The sequence below is a fragment of the Niallia sp. Marseille-Q9988 genome (assembly GCF_976954375.1).
In genome coordinates this window covers 317,597-337,893 of the sequence record NZ_CDRJSZ010000001.1, presented here as the reverse complement: position 1 = coordinate 337,893, position 20,297 = coordinate 317,597, and the positions used below count along the sequence as shown (strand labels likewise).

The following is a 20,297-nucleotide window of genomic DNA, read 5'->3' as shown; positions in this document are numbered from 1 at the left end:
GACCGTGAGTGGAAGAAAATATGAATGAAGGATTAACTGTTGATTTAGATAAAAAACTGAATGACGTTTTTGCCGGAAGAGTTGTACGTAAAGATTTAACCAATCTTATTAAAGAAGGGGCAAACGTCCCTATTTATGTACTTGAGTATTTACTTGGAATGTATGCTGCAACTGATGATGAGGACAGTATTCGTGAAGGGCTAGAACGAGTGAAGAAGATTCTTTCCGAAAATTTCGTTCGTCCTGATGAGGCAGAGAAGATTAAATCTCGTATACGGGAATATGGTCAATACTCTGTTATAGATAAGGTAACAGTGGCATTAAATCCGAAGATTGATACTTACGAAGCCGAGTTCTCCAACTTAGGATTAAAAGGTGTTCCTATTTCATCCATGTATGTGAAAGAGTTTGATAAGCTCCTTGTCGGGGGCATCTGGTGCATGGTTAAAATTGATTATTTTTATGACGAAGAGGTACGGAATTCTAATCCTTTTAATGTTAGTAGCTTACAGCCGATTCAAATGCCTAATATGGATATAGATGAGGTATTTGAAGGGAGAAAGAGCTTTACAAAAGACGAATGGATTGATGTATTAATACGCTCTATAGGAATGGAACCTACACAATTAGAAGAGCGGGTAAAGTGGCATTTGTTGCTACGTTTGGTTCCCCTTGTAGAAAACAATTACAATATGTGTGAACTCGGGCCACGTGGTACCGGGAAATCGCATGTCTATAAGGAACTATCACCGAATTCAATTCTCGTTTCGGGTGGACAAACAACCGTAGCAAATCTATTTTATAATATGTCTACGAGAAAAGTAGGACTTGTAGGGATGTGGGACTGTGTTACTTTTGACGAGGTAGCTGGTATTCGCTTTAAAGATAAAGATGGCATTCAAATCATGAAAGACTACATGGCATCAGGTTCTTTTGCTAGAGGCAAAGAAGAGAAGAATGCCTCTGCTGCTATGGTATTTGTCGGCAATATCAATCAAAGCGTGGACACATTAATTAAAACATCACACTTGTTTGCACCATTCCCAGAAGAGATGGCAAATGATTCGGCATTCTTTGATCGGATGCACTATTATCTGCCTGGTTGGGAAATTCCAAAGATGCGTCCAGATCTTATTACCGAAAAATATGGCTTTATAGTGGATTACATTGCAGAGTTTTTCCGTGAAATGCGGAAGCGGACTTTCAGTGATGCGATTGATCGCTATTTCAAACTTGGAAACAATCTAAACCAACGTGATACAAATGCAATCCGAAAAACAGTTTCTGGTATGTTAAAGCTCCTTTATCCTCATGGCGAATTTACAAAGGAAGAAGTCAGTGAGGTCTTGGAATACGCTCTTGAAGGTCGCCGTAGGGTTAAAGAACAGTTGAAGAAAATTGGCGGTATGGAGTTCTACGATGTAATGTTCTCTTATATTGATAAGGAAACTCTTGAAGAACATTATGTGTCAGTTCCAGAGCAAGGTGGAGGCAAATTAATACCAGAAGGTATGGGTAAGCCGGGGCATGTTTATGTTGCTGGGCATGGTCATTCTGGCATGATTGGTATCTATAAGCTCGAAAATCAAGTTGTTAGTGGAACAGGTAAATTTGATAAGTCAGGTGTCGGTTCCAACCGTGAAGCAAAAGAAAGCCTTGATACAGCATTTCGTTTCTTTACGGCTAATAGCAAAAGCATTAGTAATACCATTAGCACTAAAACAAAAGACTACCTCATGCACATAAGTGATCTACAAGGAATTGGTCTAACGGATGAGTTAGCTATTGCTGAACTAATTGGTCTTTGCTCTGGAGCGTTAGGAAAGCCAACGCAGGAGAGTTTGGTCGTCATAGGTAATATGACTGTCGGTGGCACTATTTCCAAAGTGGAGGAATTTGCAAATACTTTACAAGTATGCGTAGATGCAGGTGCCAAAAAAGTATTAATACCTGCAGCATCAGTTATGGACTTGCAGACAGTTCCACCAGATTTATTGGTAAAAGTGCAGCCTGTGTTTTATTCTGATCCAATTGATGCGGTGTTTAAGGCATTAGGGGTCAGTTAATATAAAAATAACATTTATTTGATGGATCGGTTCCCCCCGGTCCTTTTCTTTTGGTCTATTATGAACTTTTTCTTAGGATGTAATGATTTTATTGTTAATGAGGCCTGTATTCCCTTGTAAACATTGATTAAATGCTTCATTCATTTACTTATAGGAAGCGTGAGGTTCTATGTAATAGTAGAACAATTATATCGGTGCAGCAACATGCTATTGAACCATATAATGATTTTGCTCTAAAAATAGTATGAACGAGTGAAACGAGTGTATTAATGTAATCTACTTTTTACAAAAATATTTGAATTACTTGCATTGTTTCTTTTTTTTAGCTCCTTTTGTTGAATCGTGAACGGCCTTTTTTATTAATCGGGTGGTTGGTCTTCCCTAGAAAGAAAAGATTCCCTTAATGTCAAAAACACTTTACACCTAGTTGGCTGATAGGTATTGAACAAAGGGAACTTTATTTAATTAAGTTGGGGTAACAGTCAGATTCTTTTCATACGAGTGAAACGAGTGTATTTTCTAAATCTATATCCAAGATACTTTAACTCTTTGTTTTGCTTCTATTTGTAATTCTTTTATTGGATCCTAAAAGAAGGTCCTCATTAATTAGGGGATTGGTCTTCATTAAACAGAAAAGAGATTCCCATAATGGGAAAAGCACTATATACATAGAGTTGACTAGCAGCTATTCATACAAAGAACTTTTCAACTAATTAGTTTAAAAGGATGGCACATTTACTCACGAGTGAAACGAGTGTATAGACTTAATTTATTTTTACAATAATTTTGAATCGCTTGGGTGGTTTCTATTTGTATTCCTTTTATTGATCCTTAAAAGGAGATTTTCACTAATTAAGGGATTGGTTTTCATAAAATGGAAAAAAGATTCCCTTGATGCAAAAGCACTTTATCATCAGTTGAGATGATAGTATTCAACCAAATTACTTTTCAACTAATTAGTTTAAAAGGATAAACCCATTTCCTTGACAAGTAAAACGAGTAACGATTCTCAATAGTAATGGTTGCAATTTAAAATGTTGTTAATTATCTTATAGGGATTATTCCTTTAAGTTCTTTCTATGCTTATTTAGACTTCAATAACGTAAATGAAAGATACACTATATAATAGCCTACATCTATAGATATAAAATATACACTCGTTTTACTCGTTGGAGGTATAAATATTTCTTTAGGTACAAAGGTTGACATTAACCATTAATAGGTGATTTTTATATAAGTAATCAATTATCATGGTAATGGGTAACTTAAAAACATATTTAATATGAACACATGCACTCGTTTCACTCGTATAAGGCAAGAAGATCTTCATTCAATAAAATAAGTTATTAGAAGTGGGTTACAGTTAACAGAGAAGTTGCTGTTGCTCCTCATTCCATAAATTGCAGTATTGTGGTTACGGTTTATTCTAGTTATTTGATTTATGTGAATGGAGATTTTAAATACATATCACTTTTTAATAGACATGGATAAAGTGAAACAAACCACTCGTTTCACTCGTTTATGGTTAGGCACGTACCCAATAGTAGCTAGATGCTGTAGATTAGGAGTAGTTGCATGTTATCGAAGCAAATAAGAGAGGTAGGGCATTATTAATTTTGGCAGGTGGCAAATTAGTAGTACAATAAGGTCATGGTTCATTGAAAGCATTATTTGGGTATCCTATTCATTGTTAAGGAAGAAACTTTACCTTTAGAACACCTAGATGGGGGTATTTTGAAATGCTGACCTTCGTATCCTTGTTTATTGGACTAAAAAATTTTTTTAGCCGCTCGAACAAGAATGATATTGACCACAGGCAAAATTGTGGTAATATAAAATTATGGGTAGGCAAATTAATTCCAAGGAGGTGAATTCTTGGAAGGAATGAAAGTAACTGGATTTGGACAACTTATTCTGATGAAAAGGAAATCCAAGGGCTGGTCCCTAGCCAAGTTGGTAAGTGTGGTAGAAGAGTATGGGCATCAAATAAGCGAAAGTTATCTCAACAGACTTGAAAATGGTAAAAGAACAGAGCCAAGTTTAAGTATAGTGATGATTCTTATTGAGGCATTAGGTCTATCCTTAAAGGAAGTCTTTGAAAGCCTAGATATGGGATACATATATGACAAGGCAATACATGGTAGTATGGCTTTAGTTCTTCCAGATGATTTAGACAAACTTGATATTGCTGTGGCAATAGGGGAAGAAAAAGTTCCTATGTCTGATGAACAAAAGCAGTTAATCGGAAAAATGATTGTTAACCTCTATGAAGTTACACTTTTTAATGATCCAACTTATTTTGAAAATGAGGCGGTAGGATATGTCCTAAGTTTGGGTGAACTACTGGATAAAGAGCTTTATTTAATTGAAATGGAAGATCAAGGATTCAAGCTGCTCTTCGATATTAAAATAATGGTAGATAAGTACAACCTCCTAAAAGAAGATATTAAAGCATCATTGGAACACCTCAATATTAAAGCATTGTATAATACTAACAACATGTCTATCCCTTTGCTAATTGTTGATGATTATTGGATGACATCAAGGGAAAACGACAAACTAATAATAGTAGATAAAATATCGGAAACATTTAAACCTTATATAAAACATTAGTAATGGGGGAAACCCCATTATAATTTTCTTGCTATATTGCCTAACGGCAATGGATGTGGTGAGGAACTACACAATATAAGGAGGAAACCATTATGATAATAGAAGAACAAGCAATGAATCATGAATTACCAAAAGAATTAAGTGAGGTAAAAATTTTCGTTTGCACAAAGACTGAGCAGATAGGAAAAGAAGAAGTAACCACTGCCTGGGATCCAACAACTGATGAAACAGTAGATGTGAATGATCAATCTAACCTAATGACCTTTGAAGCTGCACATGATCTGAAGGAAAATGCCCCTAAATACGCAAATGCAGGAATCGGCCTTGTCCTAAAAAAGGAAGATCCCTACATCTCAATTGAGATTCTAAATGCGATGATTTCGGAAGGAGAATTAAGTGTTATAGCAAGAGAAACCATTGATTCACTTAAAGGAGATTTCTATGGGGAAATTGCTGGAACATCTTTGGTTATGATTGTAAAGGGCTCTTCCGTTATAGATAAGCATTTCAAAAATATCAAGGTGAACTATTCTAGCGGTAATCATCTAGTTCCTATAAAGGGACATGCGACTTGGAAACCCAAAAGTCCATGGGTTGAGTCAACACGATTGGATGAGATAAGACAATATCATTTTAAAATGAATTGTCAAGTCGATGAGAATTCGGAACAGCTCCCAGAACACTATGAAAAAACTAATAGTGGGCTAAGGCTGTTGCCCAATGTTCTGGTATCAACTTTGCTAAAGCAAAAAGAATTACTCATGTGTAATACGATGATTTATTCAAGGGAACATGGTAAGGGTATCTTTAAGAAGGTTGACATGTATGAAATTGAACACGAAATTCTGGATTACCTGTCACCGAAGTATCTCACTAATAAAGATGTTGAAGATACCAAAAAACTACTACTGAAGAGAGTTTCTAGAGATGATGGACTAACAGATCCAGATCGTATGAGAGGAAAAGTCAATTTTGAAAACGGCGTTTATGACTGTAAAACAGGTGAGTTTGGCCCCTATGATCATAACTACAAAACAGCCTTTCAATTAAATGTAGAGTATGAGATTGGTGCTAAATGTCCAAGATTCTTTGAGTATATCAAGGCATCGTTAACTCATGACGATGCAAAAACCGTTCAGGAGATGTTTGGTTATCTATTAACAACCGAAATGAAAGCCCAAAAGGCATTCCTACTCTATGGACCTGGAAATACAGGCAAATCAATCTTAATTAAGGTTATTGAAAAAATTATTGGGGAGGATTATGTATCGAACGTTCCTTTTCAAGATTTAGGAGCTAAGTTCCGTACTGTTCAATTGTATGGTAAATTATTGAACTCGTATGGTGATCTTCCACAAGGGAACATCAGAGATACAGCCACATTTAAGGCGTTAGTCTCCGGAGACAGAATGTTCGGCGATGATAAGTTTGAAAAAGGTTTTAACTTCAAAAATACTGCCCGCCTGTTATTTGCCGCTAACAAATTACCCTCAAATTTAGTTGACCAGTCAACTGGATTCTACAGAAGATTGGTGTTAATTCCCTTCGAAAACATTATATCCAATGAAGATATTGACCGAGAATTAGAAGATACACTTTACGAAGAAAGGCAAGGTATTGTCCGGTGGGCAATGGCTGGCTTGAAGAGGTTGACTGAAAACAACTATGTATTTACAGAAAGTAACGCTGCAAAAAACTTGATGAAGGAATATAAGAAGGACAATAATAGTACCTTATGGTTCGTCGATGAGTATTGTAAGTTAGATTCAGCAGCAAATATACCCGGTAAAGTTCTCTACGACACTTACAAGAAGGCATGTTTAGATGCAAGACTTACATCAGTTTCCCAACGTGAATTTAATGCCCAAATTGGAAGCCAATTTGGAGACAAAGGTGTCCATAAATACCAAGGGTCACAATCAAGAGCAGTAGAGTTTGCTGGAATTAAATTAAAGTAGGAATCGTTGTGAAGCGTAATGACTTCATATATAGGTGAATGTCTACTGGATGAGGGGTATGGGAGATGCTACGATAATTGGCACTCCCCCCATTACTAAAACCTAAATTGAAAGAATTACAGCAATAAATGAGGCCCGATTAAATTTCTACAAGACTTAGGCAAGCTAAGCCCCAAAAAATTATTCAAATCGTAGGCTAGGCAATAAAATGAAATTATGATGAGAAAAAGGGATTCACTTTTTTCTTAATCATCATTTAACATAAAGGACTAATAATGAAAACAGAAGGAGAATAACAATTATGAAAATATCAAGAGAATTCCATCCATACCGCACTGCATTTAAAGGGGAAAGAACATTGGCCAAGAACGAATTATTCAAAAGTGAAAAGGCTGCTAAATGGGAGAAACAGAAGTCTAACACTTCAATCATGTTAAGGGATGTAAAAAGTCATGATGAGTTTGAAAAGTCAGTTATGGAATACAATGTTTTTCCGATGATATTTGCAAACTTAAAAGATATAGAGGAAGAAACCTTATTTCCATGTCAATTATTCGATGGAAGTGAGGCCTGGATCGGCCAAGATACTATTGGAAGGTACAGATATTTTACTGGAGAACCGTTTGGTGAAGCAATTGGTTATACGATTTTTGACTTGCTCCTTTGTTTTCAGGAGGTAAAGGGAAATGGGTATTCACAACAACTCCAATTTGTAAGAAAAGAACTAATTAATTTGCTAAACGTGTCATTTGATGATGTTGATTGGGAGAAAAAGGAGTTTGAGAAGTATCTGGAGAATAAACGTATTATTTCCTTATTCAAAAGCCAAGATTTTCAAATGAACTATCCCAAGCTATTCAAAAAAGTTAAAGTTTACATAGATGTACTTGGTGAAATACTTGATCACGGGCAACGATTCATTGACTTAACAAGGAAGGATTTGAATGATAACTCTTTCTTTACTATGTATGCTAATCAAGCTAATGTGTCAGCCACAAGATTCAGGAACGCAGTAACCAGGTTTAAAGAACTAGGATTGCTTATCTCCGAACAACGAAAGGTTCCCTTTTTCGATAAGGAATCACGTACGAGCTACATGGGTACGGCGACATGTTTCTCGGTTCCACTTTATTCAGAGAAATTTTTCCGTGATGTAGAAGAAGTGCTGAATAGCAAGGTGAGTAAAGCATGACTAAAGTGAAAGAACGAACTATTCAGACCTCCAGTAAGTTCAAAACACGTTATCCCCATTTGAGTTCGCTCATCAAGTTATGAGCTTTCATTAACTCCACATACAAAAAAATCCAATCAAACTTCAGTACCTTTAAACCAAATTTCACGAAGTCATGCAAATTAAGTTAAGAAACAAGCATGCAAGCGTAGCAATGCTCATAATAAGCAGCAGCTACCTTGCTACTTATTATGTTTTCCTTTAAGAAGCTATCATCTCAAAGACTATCAAATATAAGTGGTTAAACGGGGTAAAATCATAAAGAGTAATCATGGCAGACAAAAAATAATAGTATACGTTGAAAATATTAAATGAGAAATGGAGAGATGTTCTATGAAAAATAATGCAATTGAAATCCCTGTATACAGGTACAATATGTTCGACTATGACTTTGCTGAAGATGTACTGACTTGTGTATTGGACAATAGTGAATTTAAACCGATTTGCAAGAATGCTTGGGTAAATGGCGACGGGAAATATTTTGACGAAGAGATCTATTTGGATGATGCGGATGGCAAAGCAATTTGCGGGAAGTTTTTACTCAGACACGAAGTAGCTATAGAGGGTGAGGTCAAGATTTTCAAGGATTTTTTCATCACTGATTCAGGAGAGTGCTTGGTTTTCTTTACCATGTTTGAAGAGGTTTATGGCGGTAAAAGTGATGAAAAGCAGTACAGGATGCAACGTCTCATTTCTAGGGACCAATCTCTGTCTTCTGAGGAAAAGTGGGATTGCATTCTCGAGGTATTATATAGGTTTTTTCATCGGACTAAATGATGTCCAATTACGAGTTCAAATCGTAATCTACCGGTGGCTCTAGGGATAAGGTAACTTCTCTTAATTTTAACTTTGGGAACCTTATCCCTTTTTATCAAATTAAAGGGAGATGATATAAGTGAATGAAATAGCAGAACGAACACAGGAATCGTATCGTAAGGAAAGGGAACGGGTTTCTTATAGCGTTTTGGACATTGAAGTTTATTTGAAGAACCTTGCAGAAGATGGGCTAATATGGGTCTTAAAGGAAATGAGAGATATTTCCGAAATAGAGAAGATTACAATTGAATACTATTTGAACAAGTACAGAGCAAACCAGATTTACGACAACCTAGAAGAATTCCTCAATATTCAATCACCAAAGGATCTTTCCACAGTAACCCAACGTAAACTTCCACTATCAACACCTTCAATAGAAAAGCAAACCAAGATAAAACAGTACCTTGAAGTTAGAGACTTAAAGCATTTCGGTGGTTATAACATGGCGAAGGAACTAGAGGAAAAAATCATTGATATGTGTAAAAACTTTCCTTCATTCGAAATTGATCATATCGTAAGCCAGATTGAAAGAAGTGCTGGTTCAATTAAAGAAAGAATTGAAATGGGTGAGCAAATATATGTAGGGGAGAAGTATAACCAATACAGCATTGCAATAGGGTCGGCAAAAGAAACATCTGCATGGCTCCAAATGTCATTGGGACAGAAATATATAACTCAGGTACAATTTGATGAATTAGATAATTTGACAACCCAAGTGGTAAGTATTCTAACAACTAGATTGTCCAATATAAGAGCGAAAGAGGGGAAGGCGATGGATTTGCCAAGCCCCTATACAGCGAATGTGAAAAACTTTGGAGCCTATAATAATTCCCTGTTGTTGGTTGAAAAAACTTATGAGATTACAAGGAGACCAGAATTCTGGAAGGAAAAGAATCTTGTAAAGAAAATGAGAAAACGTGCAACATCATGCGTTGCTAATATTGCAGAGGCCCAGCAGTTATATACTCCCAGAAAGTTCAGTTTCTTCAATACGGCATTGGAGGCGTTGAATGGTCTTGATAGCCATTTGGATACATCCTTGACCAAAGGTATTATTTCGAAGGAGGCATTAAAAGAGATAAATGAATTGAGGATTTCTATACGAAACGTGCTTTTAATGAAGATGGCAAACATGAGCAAAGAAAAAGCGAGTTGACCTTTTTGAAAGGGTAGAGAGATATGATGCTCTTTATCCTTTCTTGTAATAATGAAATTAGTTCTTTCATTTCATCATGGATGGAATTTTTTATAAGATTATTCATAACAAAATGTTAATGTTTGTTTTCCATATTTCCCAAATTACTGAAATGATTACAAAATAGTATACTGAAATCTCTACTAATTTAAAAGTATAATGGTAGATAGGGTAAATCAAATTAGGGGTGAAAACATTGGATTGGATAATTGAAAATAAGGAATGGTTATTCAGTGGTATTGGATTGACAACAATTTCCTTTATAGTGGGGTTATTCTTAAAGAAAAAAAACAGAAAAACTAAAGACAATCAACAAGTAATCAATTCCGGCAATAATTCAACCAATATTCAAAGCGGAAGGGATGTTCATGTAACATTCGGTGAGAATCGTGATCGGTAATAGAAAGAAAATAAAAGCGGGAGACAGTTCTACAAATATTCAAAGTGAAAAGGTCATAGTTCATCAACATAATGGTTTAGGATACACTGAAGTAAAACAAATTGCATTAGACGTTTTTAAAAGTAATTTTTACGAACTTAGTGAATCGGCAAATAAGTTGGCTGTTGAGAGAGCGGAACAACTGGTTGATAGATTTTTATCAAAATTAGAGAAAGAGTCACCAGCTAAGGTGGAGAAGATACAAAATCCTGATGTTCAATATTCTTTAATTAATGCTCAGGTGACTTATGCAAGAAAAGGTGAACCTTTAACGTTAGAGTTGTTATCAGATTTACTAAAGAAAAGATTCCAAACAGAAGAAGGTTCATTAAAAGGTATTGTTTTAAATGAGTCCATAAATGTTATCTCGAAGTTAACAATTCATCAACTTAAACTAATAACAGCTCTCTTTTTAGTGAAAAATTGCCAATTGGCTAATGCACGACATTTAATTGAAACCCTGTCGAAGTTCTTAACCGATGATTTAATAAACTTTTTGAAGGATAAGAGTTACTTTGAACATTTGATATTTGTGGGTGTTGCGGCAAACGATGTTACCACGCTCTCTTCTCAAAATTTAGAGTTCTTTATAAGAAGGAACTATTCCGACGAACTGGTAGTGAAAATAGAAGGCAATACTTTAGATGTATTAGATCCACCAGTAAGAAAACAATATATTACTGATCAATTAAGTGAGTCAATTTTTGATAAATGGAATAATTCAACGATTAGTCAGTATTCGTTGACCAGCGTGGGGATAGCGGTGTCAGTTGCTTACTATAACGCTGTAATGGGCACAAATATTGAATTAGATATTTGGATAAAGGGTTAAACTATTTGTTAAACAATCAATGAGGCCCTTTTAGTGAAGTGGAAAATAACTTCTCTAATAAGGGCTTTTAAAAATCGTTATTTTCCAAAGTCTGACCAATCATAGTTATTTTCCTTTTGTTTGCGTTTCTTTTCTTCAATTTTACTTTTTACAGTTTTTTCTTTAATGAAACTCATTATATAACCGCAATCTTCACAAACAAATATATTTATAGGTTTCAACAGGTTCGTCATAACGACTATAACCATTCTTTTCTTCAGGTATTAAGTTTAAGAAAATATCCCCCTTTTCTACTATTTCATTGTCAATAGAAGTTGTCACATCAACATCAACATAGATATGTACATCATCGTTGCTCCTGCTAGTAACATTAACATCATTATATGCAGTTGGATAAATATCTACATCTACATCAATTTCATAATACCCTTTACGAAAGTGTTGACCCCTGCAAACTATACACTGGATTTCACTCATAAATAATCACGCCCATAGTTTATTTATATATGTATATGAGCTATCTTTGTTTGAGAACAATAAATCAGTTCAAAAAACAATTTGTTATTGCTATACATTACATAATTCCGCCTAAAACTGAGGTATCGTAAACGAGCAAGTAGTCCTAAAAGTTGTTACTATACTTTTTGGACATCCAAGATAATTAAATCAGATTATATGTTATTCTGATTTAAAGAGTAAAGCTAATATTATTGACTAACAACAAGAGGATATGGGGGAGCTCTCATGGAATGGATATTTGCTGTATTATGTTTTATTTTAGGTTTATTTGTTAAAGATCATCTTCCAAGCTATATGAAGGAAAAAGGTAAGAACTTGGCAACTAAAGAAGACATTAAAGAGATTACAAAGAAAACAGAAGAAGTAAAAATTGAGTTTCAAAAGGAAATGGCAAATTTTTCATCAGAAGTAAGTTTTAAAAATGATTATTCCTACAAGCAATATGCTGAATTGTATGCAAAGTTATATTCAATAGTTGCTCAATCCGAATATTTAAGATACTTTTATGAAAAACAAATGGGAAAAGAAATAATATTTAAGGAAGTACCCTTCTTCGAATTAGGAAGGACAAAAATTAGAACACAGTCCTCGCTTCTTACAGGTAAGGTGATCAATCATGAAGAAACAGCAGTTTCAGATGGAATGACAAATTTCAATAAAAAGGAATTGTGTGAATATATCATTAAGAATGGTGAGTATTCATCTCAAAGATTATTAAAACTTGCAGTAGCTTATAGATATGTTCATAGTAATTACTCTGGTACAAAGTCGCTTGAAGATAATGAAGTCCAAAATTCTTTTGATAATGAAGAAATTAAATTGATAAATAAAGTAGTTCGAACCATTGTGATGGATTACAATTCACTGAGAAGAGATATTAACTTGGAGTATAATCAATTCGAATTAGAAAATGGTTACTTTGATAGAATAGATTTTAATTAATCTGCGACTTTACAAAACCCTGTTGTGTAAACAAGGAAATCCTATAAAATCGGCATTTTTATTTTTGGATTTTGCCTCTAGGCTGTTGAATCTTACTCAAATAGAGATTTACAATGAATATGTAAGATTCATACAGGAGGTGAACTAAAGTGAAAGTTGTTCATCCGATTCGAGATTTAAAACAACTTGAAGCGGTGAAAGGATACCTTCGAGGGAAAAATAAAAGAGACTATTTGCTTTTTATGGTCGGTATTTCATCAGCTCTAAGAATTTCTGACATTTTGATGTTAAAGGTGAATCAAGTGTGGGACGGTAGGAAGCCAACAGAGTTTATCGAAGTGAATGAAAAGAAGACTGGTAAATATAAGCGGTTCCCGATTACGCCAAATTTAGCGAAAAGTATTAAAGAATTTAATAGAGAGTTTCCTGATAAGAAACAGGAGGACTTCCTTTTTACCAGTAGAAAGGGAACCAATCAACCTATCACCAGGCAATATGCTGCATCAATGTTGAATGAAGCCTGTGATATGGTAGGGATAACAGAGAAATTCTCAACGCACGGAATGAGAAAAACTTGGGGCTATTGGGCTTTTAAGAAAGGCATATCACTTGATTACATATGTATAGCCCTTAATCATAGGTCCGTTGCGGAAACTAAAAGGTATCTTGGAATATTACAAGAAGATCTTGATGAATTGTACTTACAAGTTAATTTATAAAATAGAGGCATTTGTTGCTGACTTTGTTATACGGAGAAAAAAAACAATCCGTTTTGACAAAAGTCAACGCAACAAATGCTTTTTTATATTTAAGGGGGCTTACTAAACGATGGACAAAATTAATGCTGTCATTCAATACATTGATGAGCATTATCATGATGAGATTTGCAATAAACATGTAGAAGAATTGGCGGGTTGTTCTTATGTTGATTTTGTTTCTGAATTCCAAAAAGTAACAGGGTCACAGTTCTTACGTTATTTAATCCGTAGGCAATTAACACTGATAAAAGAAGAATTATGTCGTATTAATGATTCACAGGATAAAAATTACTCTCCATTTAATGGTTGGGATGAATATTCTAATCTTTTTAAATGTGAATTCAAAACAACTGTTGATTCAGCAATTGATAATGAACACATTATTCTTCAAGAAAGAGGGAGTAGGGGGATACCGAATGATTAGAGAATGGAATGAAACAACTATTAAAAGGTTCCTAATGGAAAAACGAGGTCAAGGAACAGGAAAAGACTATAAACCATGGCTGCAAGTTCAAGACATAGCATCGAAAGGAAGATCTACTCGTATTTTTGGTCATACCACTCAAAGGGTCTACCATCTATTAAGCGATATGCAGTTATATTACTTCTACTTATTGGAATTTGACGACCATGTTACTGACATAAGGGAGCAGTACCCTTTACTAGATTTCCATGACATGAATATCCAAGTGGATGAGGAGCTTACAAAGAAACTATTTGATACGAAGACACAAGTACCACATATCTTTACGGTTTCTTTTTTTGTAACAAGGAAGGGGGAAAATGGAGAACCTTATTATCAAGCAAGAATAATTAAGCAATCACAGGAGTTAGAGAAAAATGCAACCTTGCAAAGATTGGAACTACAAAGAAGGTATTTTGAAAAGAAAGGGATTGATTTTGGAATTGTGACAGAAAAAGAAATCAATAAACAATTGGCACGAAATATTGGCTGGGCATTGAACTCCTATGACATTCAAGATTATCCATTGCTTACTTTGAATTTGCCCCACTTAAAAAGAGATATAGTTCAGTATTTGTCTAATAAATCGGATACGTTTCAAGGCATTTTTTCCCGATTGGAAAGAGAATATAGCTTGGATGAAGGATTGGGTCTAATCTTATTTAAACATTTGATAGCCCATAAAGAAGTAAGCATGGATTTAAGCAGGAAAATCTATTTGACTAATAAAATTGAAAATTATCATATTGAATTTACTGGTGAAAATGGTGGTGATGTAAGGTATGCAGTTGGTAATTAATGATTTATTACAAAGCACTGAAAATCCTGAATTTATTCAAAGGGTAGTTTGGGTCGATAATGAGCATCAACTTTGTTTTCTAGTTAATGTCCGTGAACCATCATTTCCTTACAGTGAGGAAATACACAGTATAGAATCCTCTTTGATCAAAGGTGAGATTACAAAGGTTGCAACTGAACCGTGGGCGTTCAGCGTGAAAGAAGAAGATTTATCTGGGATAGAAATTGAAAAACGTGATAAAGCATGGATAGTAATAAATCAAATCTATTTAATTCCTGACATTTTTATTCCAAAGAGGAGATCAGAGCTAATAAAAATGGCCAGTAAGGATTTTTTCCTTAGCACAAAGACCATTCGACAATATTTAAAACGATATTGGTCGAGAGGGATGGTAAAGAATGCTCTCTTACCCGACTTTAATAAGTGTGGGAAACAGCAAGGAAAGGAACGTAAATATATCAAAAAGGCAGGAAGACCCTTCGCTTACTCTTCCTCTATTCAAAGGGCAGCAATAACCGATGAATGGAAGAAAATCATTAGAATTAGCCTAGAAAAATACTACTTTATTCGTTCTAAACCCTCATTAAAATATGCTTATCAGCAAATGGTAAAGGAGTATTTCTCCAAAGAGGATGAAAAGTCAGGCTATAAAGTATTAGATTTAGATAAGCCAATTATTTCATATGACCAATTCTATTATTGGTATCGCAAGTGGTACAAACCGGAAGATGCCATTCATAAAAGAGAGGGCAGAAGGGAATTTTTACAAAACTATCGTGCTATAACCGGTTCAGCCACAGAAGATTCTATGGGGATAGGTACATATGCCATTGATGCAACCATTGGTGATGTTTATTTAGTTTCAAGTTTTGATAGGAATATAGTGATTGGCCGTCCTGTCATTTATTTAACTGTGGATATTTTTTCCAGGTGTATTGTTTCTGTATATGCAGGAATTCAAAATATGTCAAAAGAATCGTTGAGGTTGGCTCTTGCAAATGCCTTTGAAGATAAAAAGGAATTTTGCAAGCGGACCCTCGATATGGATATTGATGAAAATGATTGGCCTATTCATTATCTTCCGCATACTATTTTGGCGGATCGGGGTAGTGAGTTGATTTCCAATGAATTAACACAAATCACGGCGGATTTAAACATTAAGATCCAAAATTTAGGTCCGTACAGACCTGAGCTAAAGGCCGTATGCGAAAAATACTTTGACATTCTTCAGGACCACATCTCTCCATTCCTCCCTGGGGCGGTCCAAAAAGATTTTATGAAGCGTGGAGGAAAGGATTACAGGAAGAAAGCAGTGTTAAACCTAAACGAGTACGTCCAAATTTTAGTCAGAACGGTTCTATATTATAACAATCATAATTATTTATCGGACTACCCGTTAACGCAAAGTATGATAGCAGAAAAGGTCCCACCAATACCGATAGAAATATTTAAGTGGGGTTTGCGTAAAGGAACAGGATTACTGAGAACTATGCCTTTAGATGCGATCAGAAGTAGTGTTTTACCTAAAGCTAGTGCAAAAATCACCCCGAAAGGAATCAACTTTGGAGGTCTCTATTATACTTGTGCGAAAGCATTGAAAGAACGGTGGTTTTCTAAGGCTCGAATAAAAGGCAGTTGGAGTATGGGGGTGCATTATGATCCTCAAGACGTATCTAATATTTATATTCGTATAGATAGGTTGAACTATGAAGTTTGTTCATTAATCGAACAATACGAAATGTATCGTGGTGTAAAGATGGAAGAAGTTGTGAGTTTAAAAACTGAAAGAAAGCAACAAGAGGCAGAATATGAGGAAAGCAGTTTAAATGGAGCAATTCAATTAGCTCAGGACATAGAGGAGATTGTTAAAATGGCGAAAAAAGAGGCTAACAATCAAATCTTAAATGGTGAGGTTCCTAAAGATATAAAGAATATTAGAGAAAATCGAGAAAAAGAGAGAGAAATATTTAAAAGGGAAAAACAAACCGTGGTGGATCAAAATAACATTGGAAAGCAATCGAACGAAGTAAATCATGATACTGAACCGGTAAAAGTGTTGGATATTTTCCGAAAGAAACAAAAGGAAGTGCTTTATGATGGAGATAATTGAATTACATAATGGAACTGAGGCACAAATTGCAGAATATAGGGAACAAGAGATATTGGAATATCAAGGCAATCCTCTTATAGAGGCGTTGCCGCCAATCTATTCTCAGGAGGAAGTCATTGACCGTCTAAGCATGTATCCTCCTTATAATAAGGAAGAAAGATATTTGAATGACCATCAGAGAGTTCATCTAATTTCTAGGTTGCTGCATTATTTTCAAGCTATCCCGATCCATCTAAGAATTGAGTCATCAATATCTAGGTTAATTAGAACTGGTTATACCTATCGCAATCCAGTAAGTTCTACTTATGCACAAACTTTTGTGGATAACTGGAATAATATACAAAATAAGTCTTTTGATAAGTCTATTATCCAGACAGGACAAACATTGAGTATTTTGGGGGTCTCAGGTGTAGGAAAAACACGTACATTACAGCGAGTCTTGCAAACCATTCCACAGGTCATTTCTCATGTTTCATATAAAGGGCAAGCCTTAAATCACTATCAAGTAACCTATTTAAAAATTGAAACCCCTTTTGATGGTTCCGTAAAAACCATTATTTACGATTTTATGTATCAAGTAGATCTACTTCTAGGCTCCAACTATTTTAATAGATACGTAAACAGTCATTTGTCAACAAGTCAGCTAATGCCCATTATGGCTCAGATTGCTAAAAGTATAAACCTTGGCATGCTATTCCTGGACGAGTTACAACATTTAAAGGGTATAAAAAGCTCTAGCTCAGCACAGATATTAAACTTTTTTACAGCGTTAATCAATACGATAAATATCCCTCTCATTATGGTTGGAACCCCAAAGGCAATGGATGTCTTACAATCACAGTTTAGACAAGCAAGAAGAAGCACTAATATGGGGAACATCATGTGGGATAGATTTGAAAAAGATGCTATTTGGGATTTATTTGTTCAGGGTATGTGGAAATATCAGTGGACAAAAGAGGAATCACCGATTACAGAACAAATTTCTTCAACCCTATATAATGAGTCTCAAGGAATTGCAGACATCGCAATTAAGCTCTATATGATGGTGCAGCTACGTGCTATTAGTAGTGGTAATGAAAAGATTACCACTGCGTTAATTAAACAAGTGGCTCAAGAAGAATTAAAAATGGTTCAGCCTATGCTAAATACATTAAAGAGCAAGGACTATAGCAAGCTAGTAAAATATGACGACATAATGCTACCAAATATTGAGGACTTTATTGAACAAGAACGGATTATTGTTGATCAAAATCAGGTACTGAACTCACTCCAAGAAGGAGCCGAACGGAAAAATGAGCAAGTACAATTAATTGATGATACTGTTTTCCGTTTAGGGATGCTAGGTTTTAATAATGATGTTGCTGTTAAGGCAGCACAAAAAGTTGTTTCTGAGAACAATCAAATAAGGGATGTATCACAAGTCGTAAAAGATGTTTTTCTTCTATTAAACAATAATGAAAAAAGTACGGATAAAGTAATAAGTAACGACCTAAGAACCATTATAAAAAAAGGGAAAGAACAACAAATAATTGCGTATCAAGCACTACTAGATGCTGGAGTAATTAAGCAGGATTACCCTGAGCGTGATGTTTCATGATTATACAATTCCCAACCCCATATCCTGATGAACTTTTATATAGTATTATTGCTCGGTATCACATCCGATCAGGAAATGTTTTTTGGAAACACACATTGGAAGATTTATTCGGTAAGAGGACGATAAGTGCTTCGGTATTTTTGCCATCTGGAATTGCCTCTCTAGTTCAGCATTTGCCTAAAAACACGACATTGAACGAACAGATGCTTATAGAGAAACATACAATGTATCCTTTTTATACAGTGTTCTTGCCAACAGAAAAGGCTCAATCAATTTATGAGTCTATGACAAGTGATGACGGAAAGAAGATTTATATGCAATCGGGTATTATGGCAAGTTCGATACCACAAAACAGGTATTTAAAATATTGTTCAGCCTGTGCTGAAGAAGATATAGCTACGTATCGAGAATTGTACTGGCATCGCCTTCATCAGTTACCTGGAAATCTCATTTGTGCTAAGCATGAGTTGTGGTTAGAGGATAGCGATGTATTGATAACTCATTCTAATAAACATGCTTTTATCTTACCAACCACCAGCAACTGTGATTTGAAAAGAAAGAGAAAAATAACTGAGAACAACCTAATACATCTCAAGGATATTGTTTTACGAGCAGAGCATTTATTGAATAGGAAATATCAAAATCAATGCTTTTCCCATTTCACAAAGTTTTATCGCTATCATTTAATGGAAAAAGGTTACGCTAGTTATAGAGGACAGGTTTATCAGAAAAAGTTGTATGATGATTTTCATACATATTTTTCACAGCAAGTTTTGGAAAATCTGCATGTGAAAATACGGCAATCCGATTCTTGGATAGCCAATATATCCCGTAAACATCGAAAGTCATTTCATCCTTATTATCACATTCTAATGCTAACCTTTCTTGGATTAGATACTAACTCAATATTTAAGGGCAATTCTTTTGAAAGTTATCCTTTCGGAAAGCCTAAATGGCCTTGCCTTAATGTCGTTTGTCCCAAGTATCATAAGAAGGTTATTGATGAAGTAACTGTAAGAATATGTGAGAAAACAAAGAAACCTATTGGGAGATTTACTTGTCCTGTATGTGGATTTTCTTATACAAGAAAAGGACAGGACCCAGAAAAAACAGGACAGTACCGCTATACACGGATTATGGATTTTGGTCCTATATGGAACAAGGTATTAAAAACTTTGTTAGAAGAAAAACTCAGTTATCGGGAGATTGCTCGAAGATTAAATGTTGATCCCGGAACTGTGATTAAATATAAATCAGAAAAAGAGGGGATAGAGAAATCAACAAAAGAAGTTTTGAAGCAGGATGAGAGTGGAACTATCGAAAGATATCGACAAGTTTGGATGCAGCTGCAAGGCGAGAATCCACGGCTATCTAAGACTCAACTAAGAAATATTAATCCAGCAACTTATGCCTATCTATATAGAAATGATAATGAGTGGCTTCAAAATAATTCACCTAATTTGAAAAAGAGAAGAAACGATAATAAGAGAGTGGATTGGCAGAAAAGAGACCAAGAGATATTAGCTAGTGTACAAAAGTCTATGGATGAAATTAGATATTACAACGATAAGCCTAAAAGGGTTACAGTTAAGAGGATTGGTGATGTAATTGGAGAAAGAGCGTTATTGGAGCAACATTTAGATAAGATGCCAAAAACCAAAGCATTGGTAGATGATGTTTGTGAGTCAGAAAAGGATTTTCGTGTACGAAGAATAGGTTATGTAATTGGTTTAATGAATAATGACGAAGATGAAATAAAGGTATGGAAGGTGCTTAGGAATGCCGGGATTAATAAAAAGTTCTACGAAGAGGTAAGTGAGTACATACGACAAATTACTAATTTCAGTATTTAATAGTATCCCGGTGCAAGTGATTACATAGTGTTTTGAAAAGTGTCTACTATTCTATAGTAAAAAAGAGGGGTTTTCAGTATAATAAATTTAGGAAATTATTACTAAT

At 34.9% G+C, this 20,297-nt stretch carries 17 protein-coding genes; 16 read left to right on the top strand and 1 reads right to left on the bottom strand.

Going from position 1 to position 20,297, the window contains the following annotated elements; translation table 11 throughout:
• The first annotated feature begins 20 nt into the window (after positions 1-20).
• The 9 genes from brxL to ACWNMZ_RS01610 all read left to right on the top strand — a co-directional run bounded on the left by brxL (position 21) and on the right by ACWNMZ_RS01610 (position 11,150).
• Complete coding sequence (gene brxL, locus ACWNMZ_RS01650) at positions 21-2,066, top strand: protease Lon-related BREX system protein BrxL (protein WP_251628846.1); 2,046 nt, start codon at positions 21-23, stop codon at positions 2,064-2,066.
• A gap of 1,447 nt (positions 2,067-3,513) precedes the next feature.
• Positions 3,514-3,660: a hypothetical protein gene (locus ACWNMZ_RS01645; protein WP_449598261.1), complete on the top strand. Its 147-nt coding sequence runs from the start codon at positions 3,514-3,516 to the stop codon at positions 3,658-3,660.
• A 290-nt stretch (positions 3,661-3,950) separates the two neighbouring features.
• Positions 3,951-4,679 (top strand): helix-turn-helix domain-containing protein, encoded by a 729-nt coding sequence (locus tag ACWNMZ_RS01640; protein ID WP_251628847.1) that lies wholly within the window; start codon positions 3,951-3,953, stop codon positions 4,677-4,679.
• 92 nt (positions 4,680-4,771) lie between these two features.
• The gene (locus tag ACWNMZ_RS01635; protein WP_251628819.1) at positions 4,772-6,637 is read left to right on the top strand and encodes a DNA primase family protein; all 1,866 of its coding nucleotides are present in this window, start codon (positions 4,772-4,774) and stop codon (positions 6,635-6,637) included.
• A gap of 301 nt (positions 6,638-6,938) precedes the next feature.
• The gene (locus ACWNMZ_RS01630; RefSeq protein ID WP_251628820.1) at positions 6,939-7,829 is read left to right on the top strand and encodes a hypothetical protein; all 891 of its coding nucleotides are present in this window, start codon (positions 6,939-6,941) and stop codon (positions 7,827-7,829) included.
• Between the two features lie 372 nt (positions 7,830-8,201).
• Positions 8,202-8,645 (top strand): hypothetical protein, encoded by a 444-nt coding sequence (locus ACWNMZ_RS01625; protein ID WP_251628821.1) that lies wholly within the window; start codon positions 8,202-8,204, stop codon positions 8,643-8,645.
• A gap of 118 nt (positions 8,646-8,763) precedes the next feature.
• Entirely contained in the window at positions 8,764-9,840 is a 1,077-nt protein-coding gene (locus tag ACWNMZ_RS01620) for a four helix bundle protein (RefSeq protein WP_251628823.1), read from the top strand.
• Between the two features lie 235 nt (positions 9,841-10,075).
• Positions 10,076-10,279: a hypothetical protein gene (locus tag ACWNMZ_RS01615; protein WP_251628825.1), complete on the top strand. Its 204-nt coding sequence runs from the start codon at positions 10,076-10,078 to the stop codon at positions 10,277-10,279.
• Positions 10,269-11,150 carry an LPO_1073/Vpar_1526 family protein gene (locus ACWNMZ_RS01610; protein ID WP_251628827.1) on the top strand — a complete coding sequence of 294 codons (882 nt, stop codon included), beginning with the start codon at positions 10,269-10,271 and terminating at the stop codon, positions 11,148-11,150. Before ACWNMZ_RS01615 ends, ACWNMZ_RS01610 begins: the two co-directional genes overlap by 11 nt.
• A 192-nt stretch (positions 11,151-11,342) precedes the next feature.
• On the opposite strand, the gene ACWNMZ_RS01605 is transcribed toward ACWNMZ_RS01610, so the two are convergent.
• Positions 11,343-11,627 (bottom strand): hypothetical protein, encoded by a 285-nt coding sequence (locus tag ACWNMZ_RS01605; RefSeq protein WP_251628829.1) that lies wholly within the window; start codon positions 11,625-11,627, stop codon positions 11,343-11,345.
• A gap of 267 nt (positions 11,628-11,894) precedes the next feature.
• Here ACWNMZ_RS01605 and ACWNMZ_RS01600 point away from each other — a divergent pair, with 267 nt between their 5' ends.
• The 7 genes from ACWNMZ_RS01600 to ACWNMZ_RS01570 all read left to right on the top strand — a co-directional run bounded on the left by ACWNMZ_RS01600 (position 11,895) and on the right by ACWNMZ_RS01570 (position 20,191).
• Positions 11,895-12,611 (top strand): hypothetical protein, encoded by a 717-nt coding sequence (locus ACWNMZ_RS01600; RefSeq protein WP_251628831.1) that lies wholly within the window; start codon positions 11,895-11,897, stop codon positions 12,609-12,611.
• Positions 12,612-12,760: 149 nt separating this feature from the next.
• Positions 12,761-13,330: a tyrosine-type recombinase/integrase gene (locus ACWNMZ_RS01595; protein ID WP_080848942.1), complete on the top strand. Its 570-nt coding sequence runs from the start codon at positions 12,761-12,763 to the stop codon at positions 13,328-13,330.
• Between the two features lie 109 nt (positions 13,331-13,439).
• On the top strand, positions 13,440-13,793 hold the full coding sequence (locus tag ACWNMZ_RS01590; protein WP_080848941.1) for an AraC family transcriptional regulator: 354 nt from the start codon (positions 13,440-13,442) through the stop codon (positions 13,791-13,793).
• Positions 13,786-14,631, top strand: a complete 846-nt coding sequence (locus ACWNMZ_RS01585) for a TnsA endonuclease C-terminal domain-containing protein (protein WP_080848940.1) — start codon at positions 13,786-13,788, stop codon at positions 14,629-14,631. The genes ACWNMZ_RS01590 and ACWNMZ_RS01585 overlap by 8 nt, the downstream gene beginning before the upstream one ends.
• Positions 14,615-16,741, top strand: coding sequence for an integrase catalytic domain-containing protein (locus tag ACWNMZ_RS01580; protein WP_080848939.1), 2,127 nt, complete (start codon positions 14,615-14,617; stop codon positions 16,739-16,741). The genes ACWNMZ_RS01585 and ACWNMZ_RS01580 overlap by 17 nt, the downstream gene beginning before the upstream one ends.
• Entirely contained in the window at positions 16,725-18,338 is a 1,614-nt protein-coding gene (locus tag ACWNMZ_RS01575) for an ATP-binding protein (protein WP_251685483.1), read from the top strand. Before ACWNMZ_RS01580 ends, ACWNMZ_RS01575 begins: the two co-directional genes overlap by 17 nt.
• Positions 18,335-20,191, top strand: coding sequence for a TnsD family Tn7-like transposition protein (locus ACWNMZ_RS01570; RefSeq protein ID WP_026682634.1), 1,857 nt, complete (start codon positions 18,335-18,337; stop codon positions 20,189-20,191). The genes ACWNMZ_RS01575 and ACWNMZ_RS01570 overlap by 4 nt, the downstream gene beginning before the upstream one ends.
• Positions 20,192-20,297: the final 106 nt, after the last annotated feature.

Excerpts from the sequence above, each read along its gene's own strand:
- brxL (WP_251628846.1), top strand. The coding sequence starts at position 21 with ATGAATGAAGGATTAACTGTTGATTTAGATAAAAAACTGAATGACGTT.
- ACWNMZ_RS01645 (WP_449598261.1), top strand. The coding sequence starts at position 3,514 with ATGGAGATTTTAAATACATATCACTTTTTAATAGACATGGATAAAGTG.
- ACWNMZ_RS01640 (WP_251628847.1), top strand. The coding sequence starts at position 3,951 with ATGAAAGTAACTGGATTTGGACAACTTATTCTGATGAAAAGGAAATCC.
- ACWNMZ_RS01635 (WP_251628819.1), top strand. The coding sequence starts at position 4,772 with ATGATAATAGAAGAACAAGCAATGAATCATGAATTACCAAAAGAATTA.
- ACWNMZ_RS01630 (WP_251628820.1), top strand. The coding sequence starts at position 6,939 with ATGAAAATATCAAGAGAATTCCATCCATACCGCACTGCATTTAAAGGG.
- ACWNMZ_RS01625 (WP_251628821.1), top strand. The coding sequence starts at position 8,202 with ATGAAAAATAATGCAATTGAAATCCCTGTATACAGGTACAATATGTTC.
- ACWNMZ_RS01605 (WP_251628829.1), bottom strand. The coding sequence starts at position 11,627 with ATGAGTGAAATCCAGTGTATAGTTTGCAGGGGTCAACACTTTCGTAAA.
- ACWNMZ_RS01600 (WP_251628831.1), top strand. The coding sequence starts at position 11,895 with ATGGAATGGATATTTGCTGTATTATGTTTTATTTTAGGTTTATTTGTT.
- ACWNMZ_RS01590 (WP_080848941.1), top strand. The coding sequence starts at position 13,440 with ATGGACAAAATTAATGCTGTCATTCAATACATTGATGAGCATTATCAT.
- ACWNMZ_RS01585 (WP_080848940.1), top strand. The coding sequence starts at position 13,786 with ATGATTAGAGAATGGAATGAAACAACTATTAAAAGGTTCCTAATGGAA.
- ACWNMZ_RS01580 (WP_080848939.1), top strand. The coding sequence starts at position 14,615 with ATGCAGTTGGTAATTAATGATTTATTACAAAGCACTGAAAATCCTGAA.
- ACWNMZ_RS01575 (WP_251685483.1), top strand. The coding sequence starts at position 16,725 with ATGATGGAGATAATTGAATTACATAATGGAACTGAGGCACAAATTGCA.
- ACWNMZ_RS01570 (WP_026682634.1), top strand. The coding sequence starts at position 18,335 with ATGATTATACAATTCCCAACCCCATATCCTGATGAACTTTTATATAGT.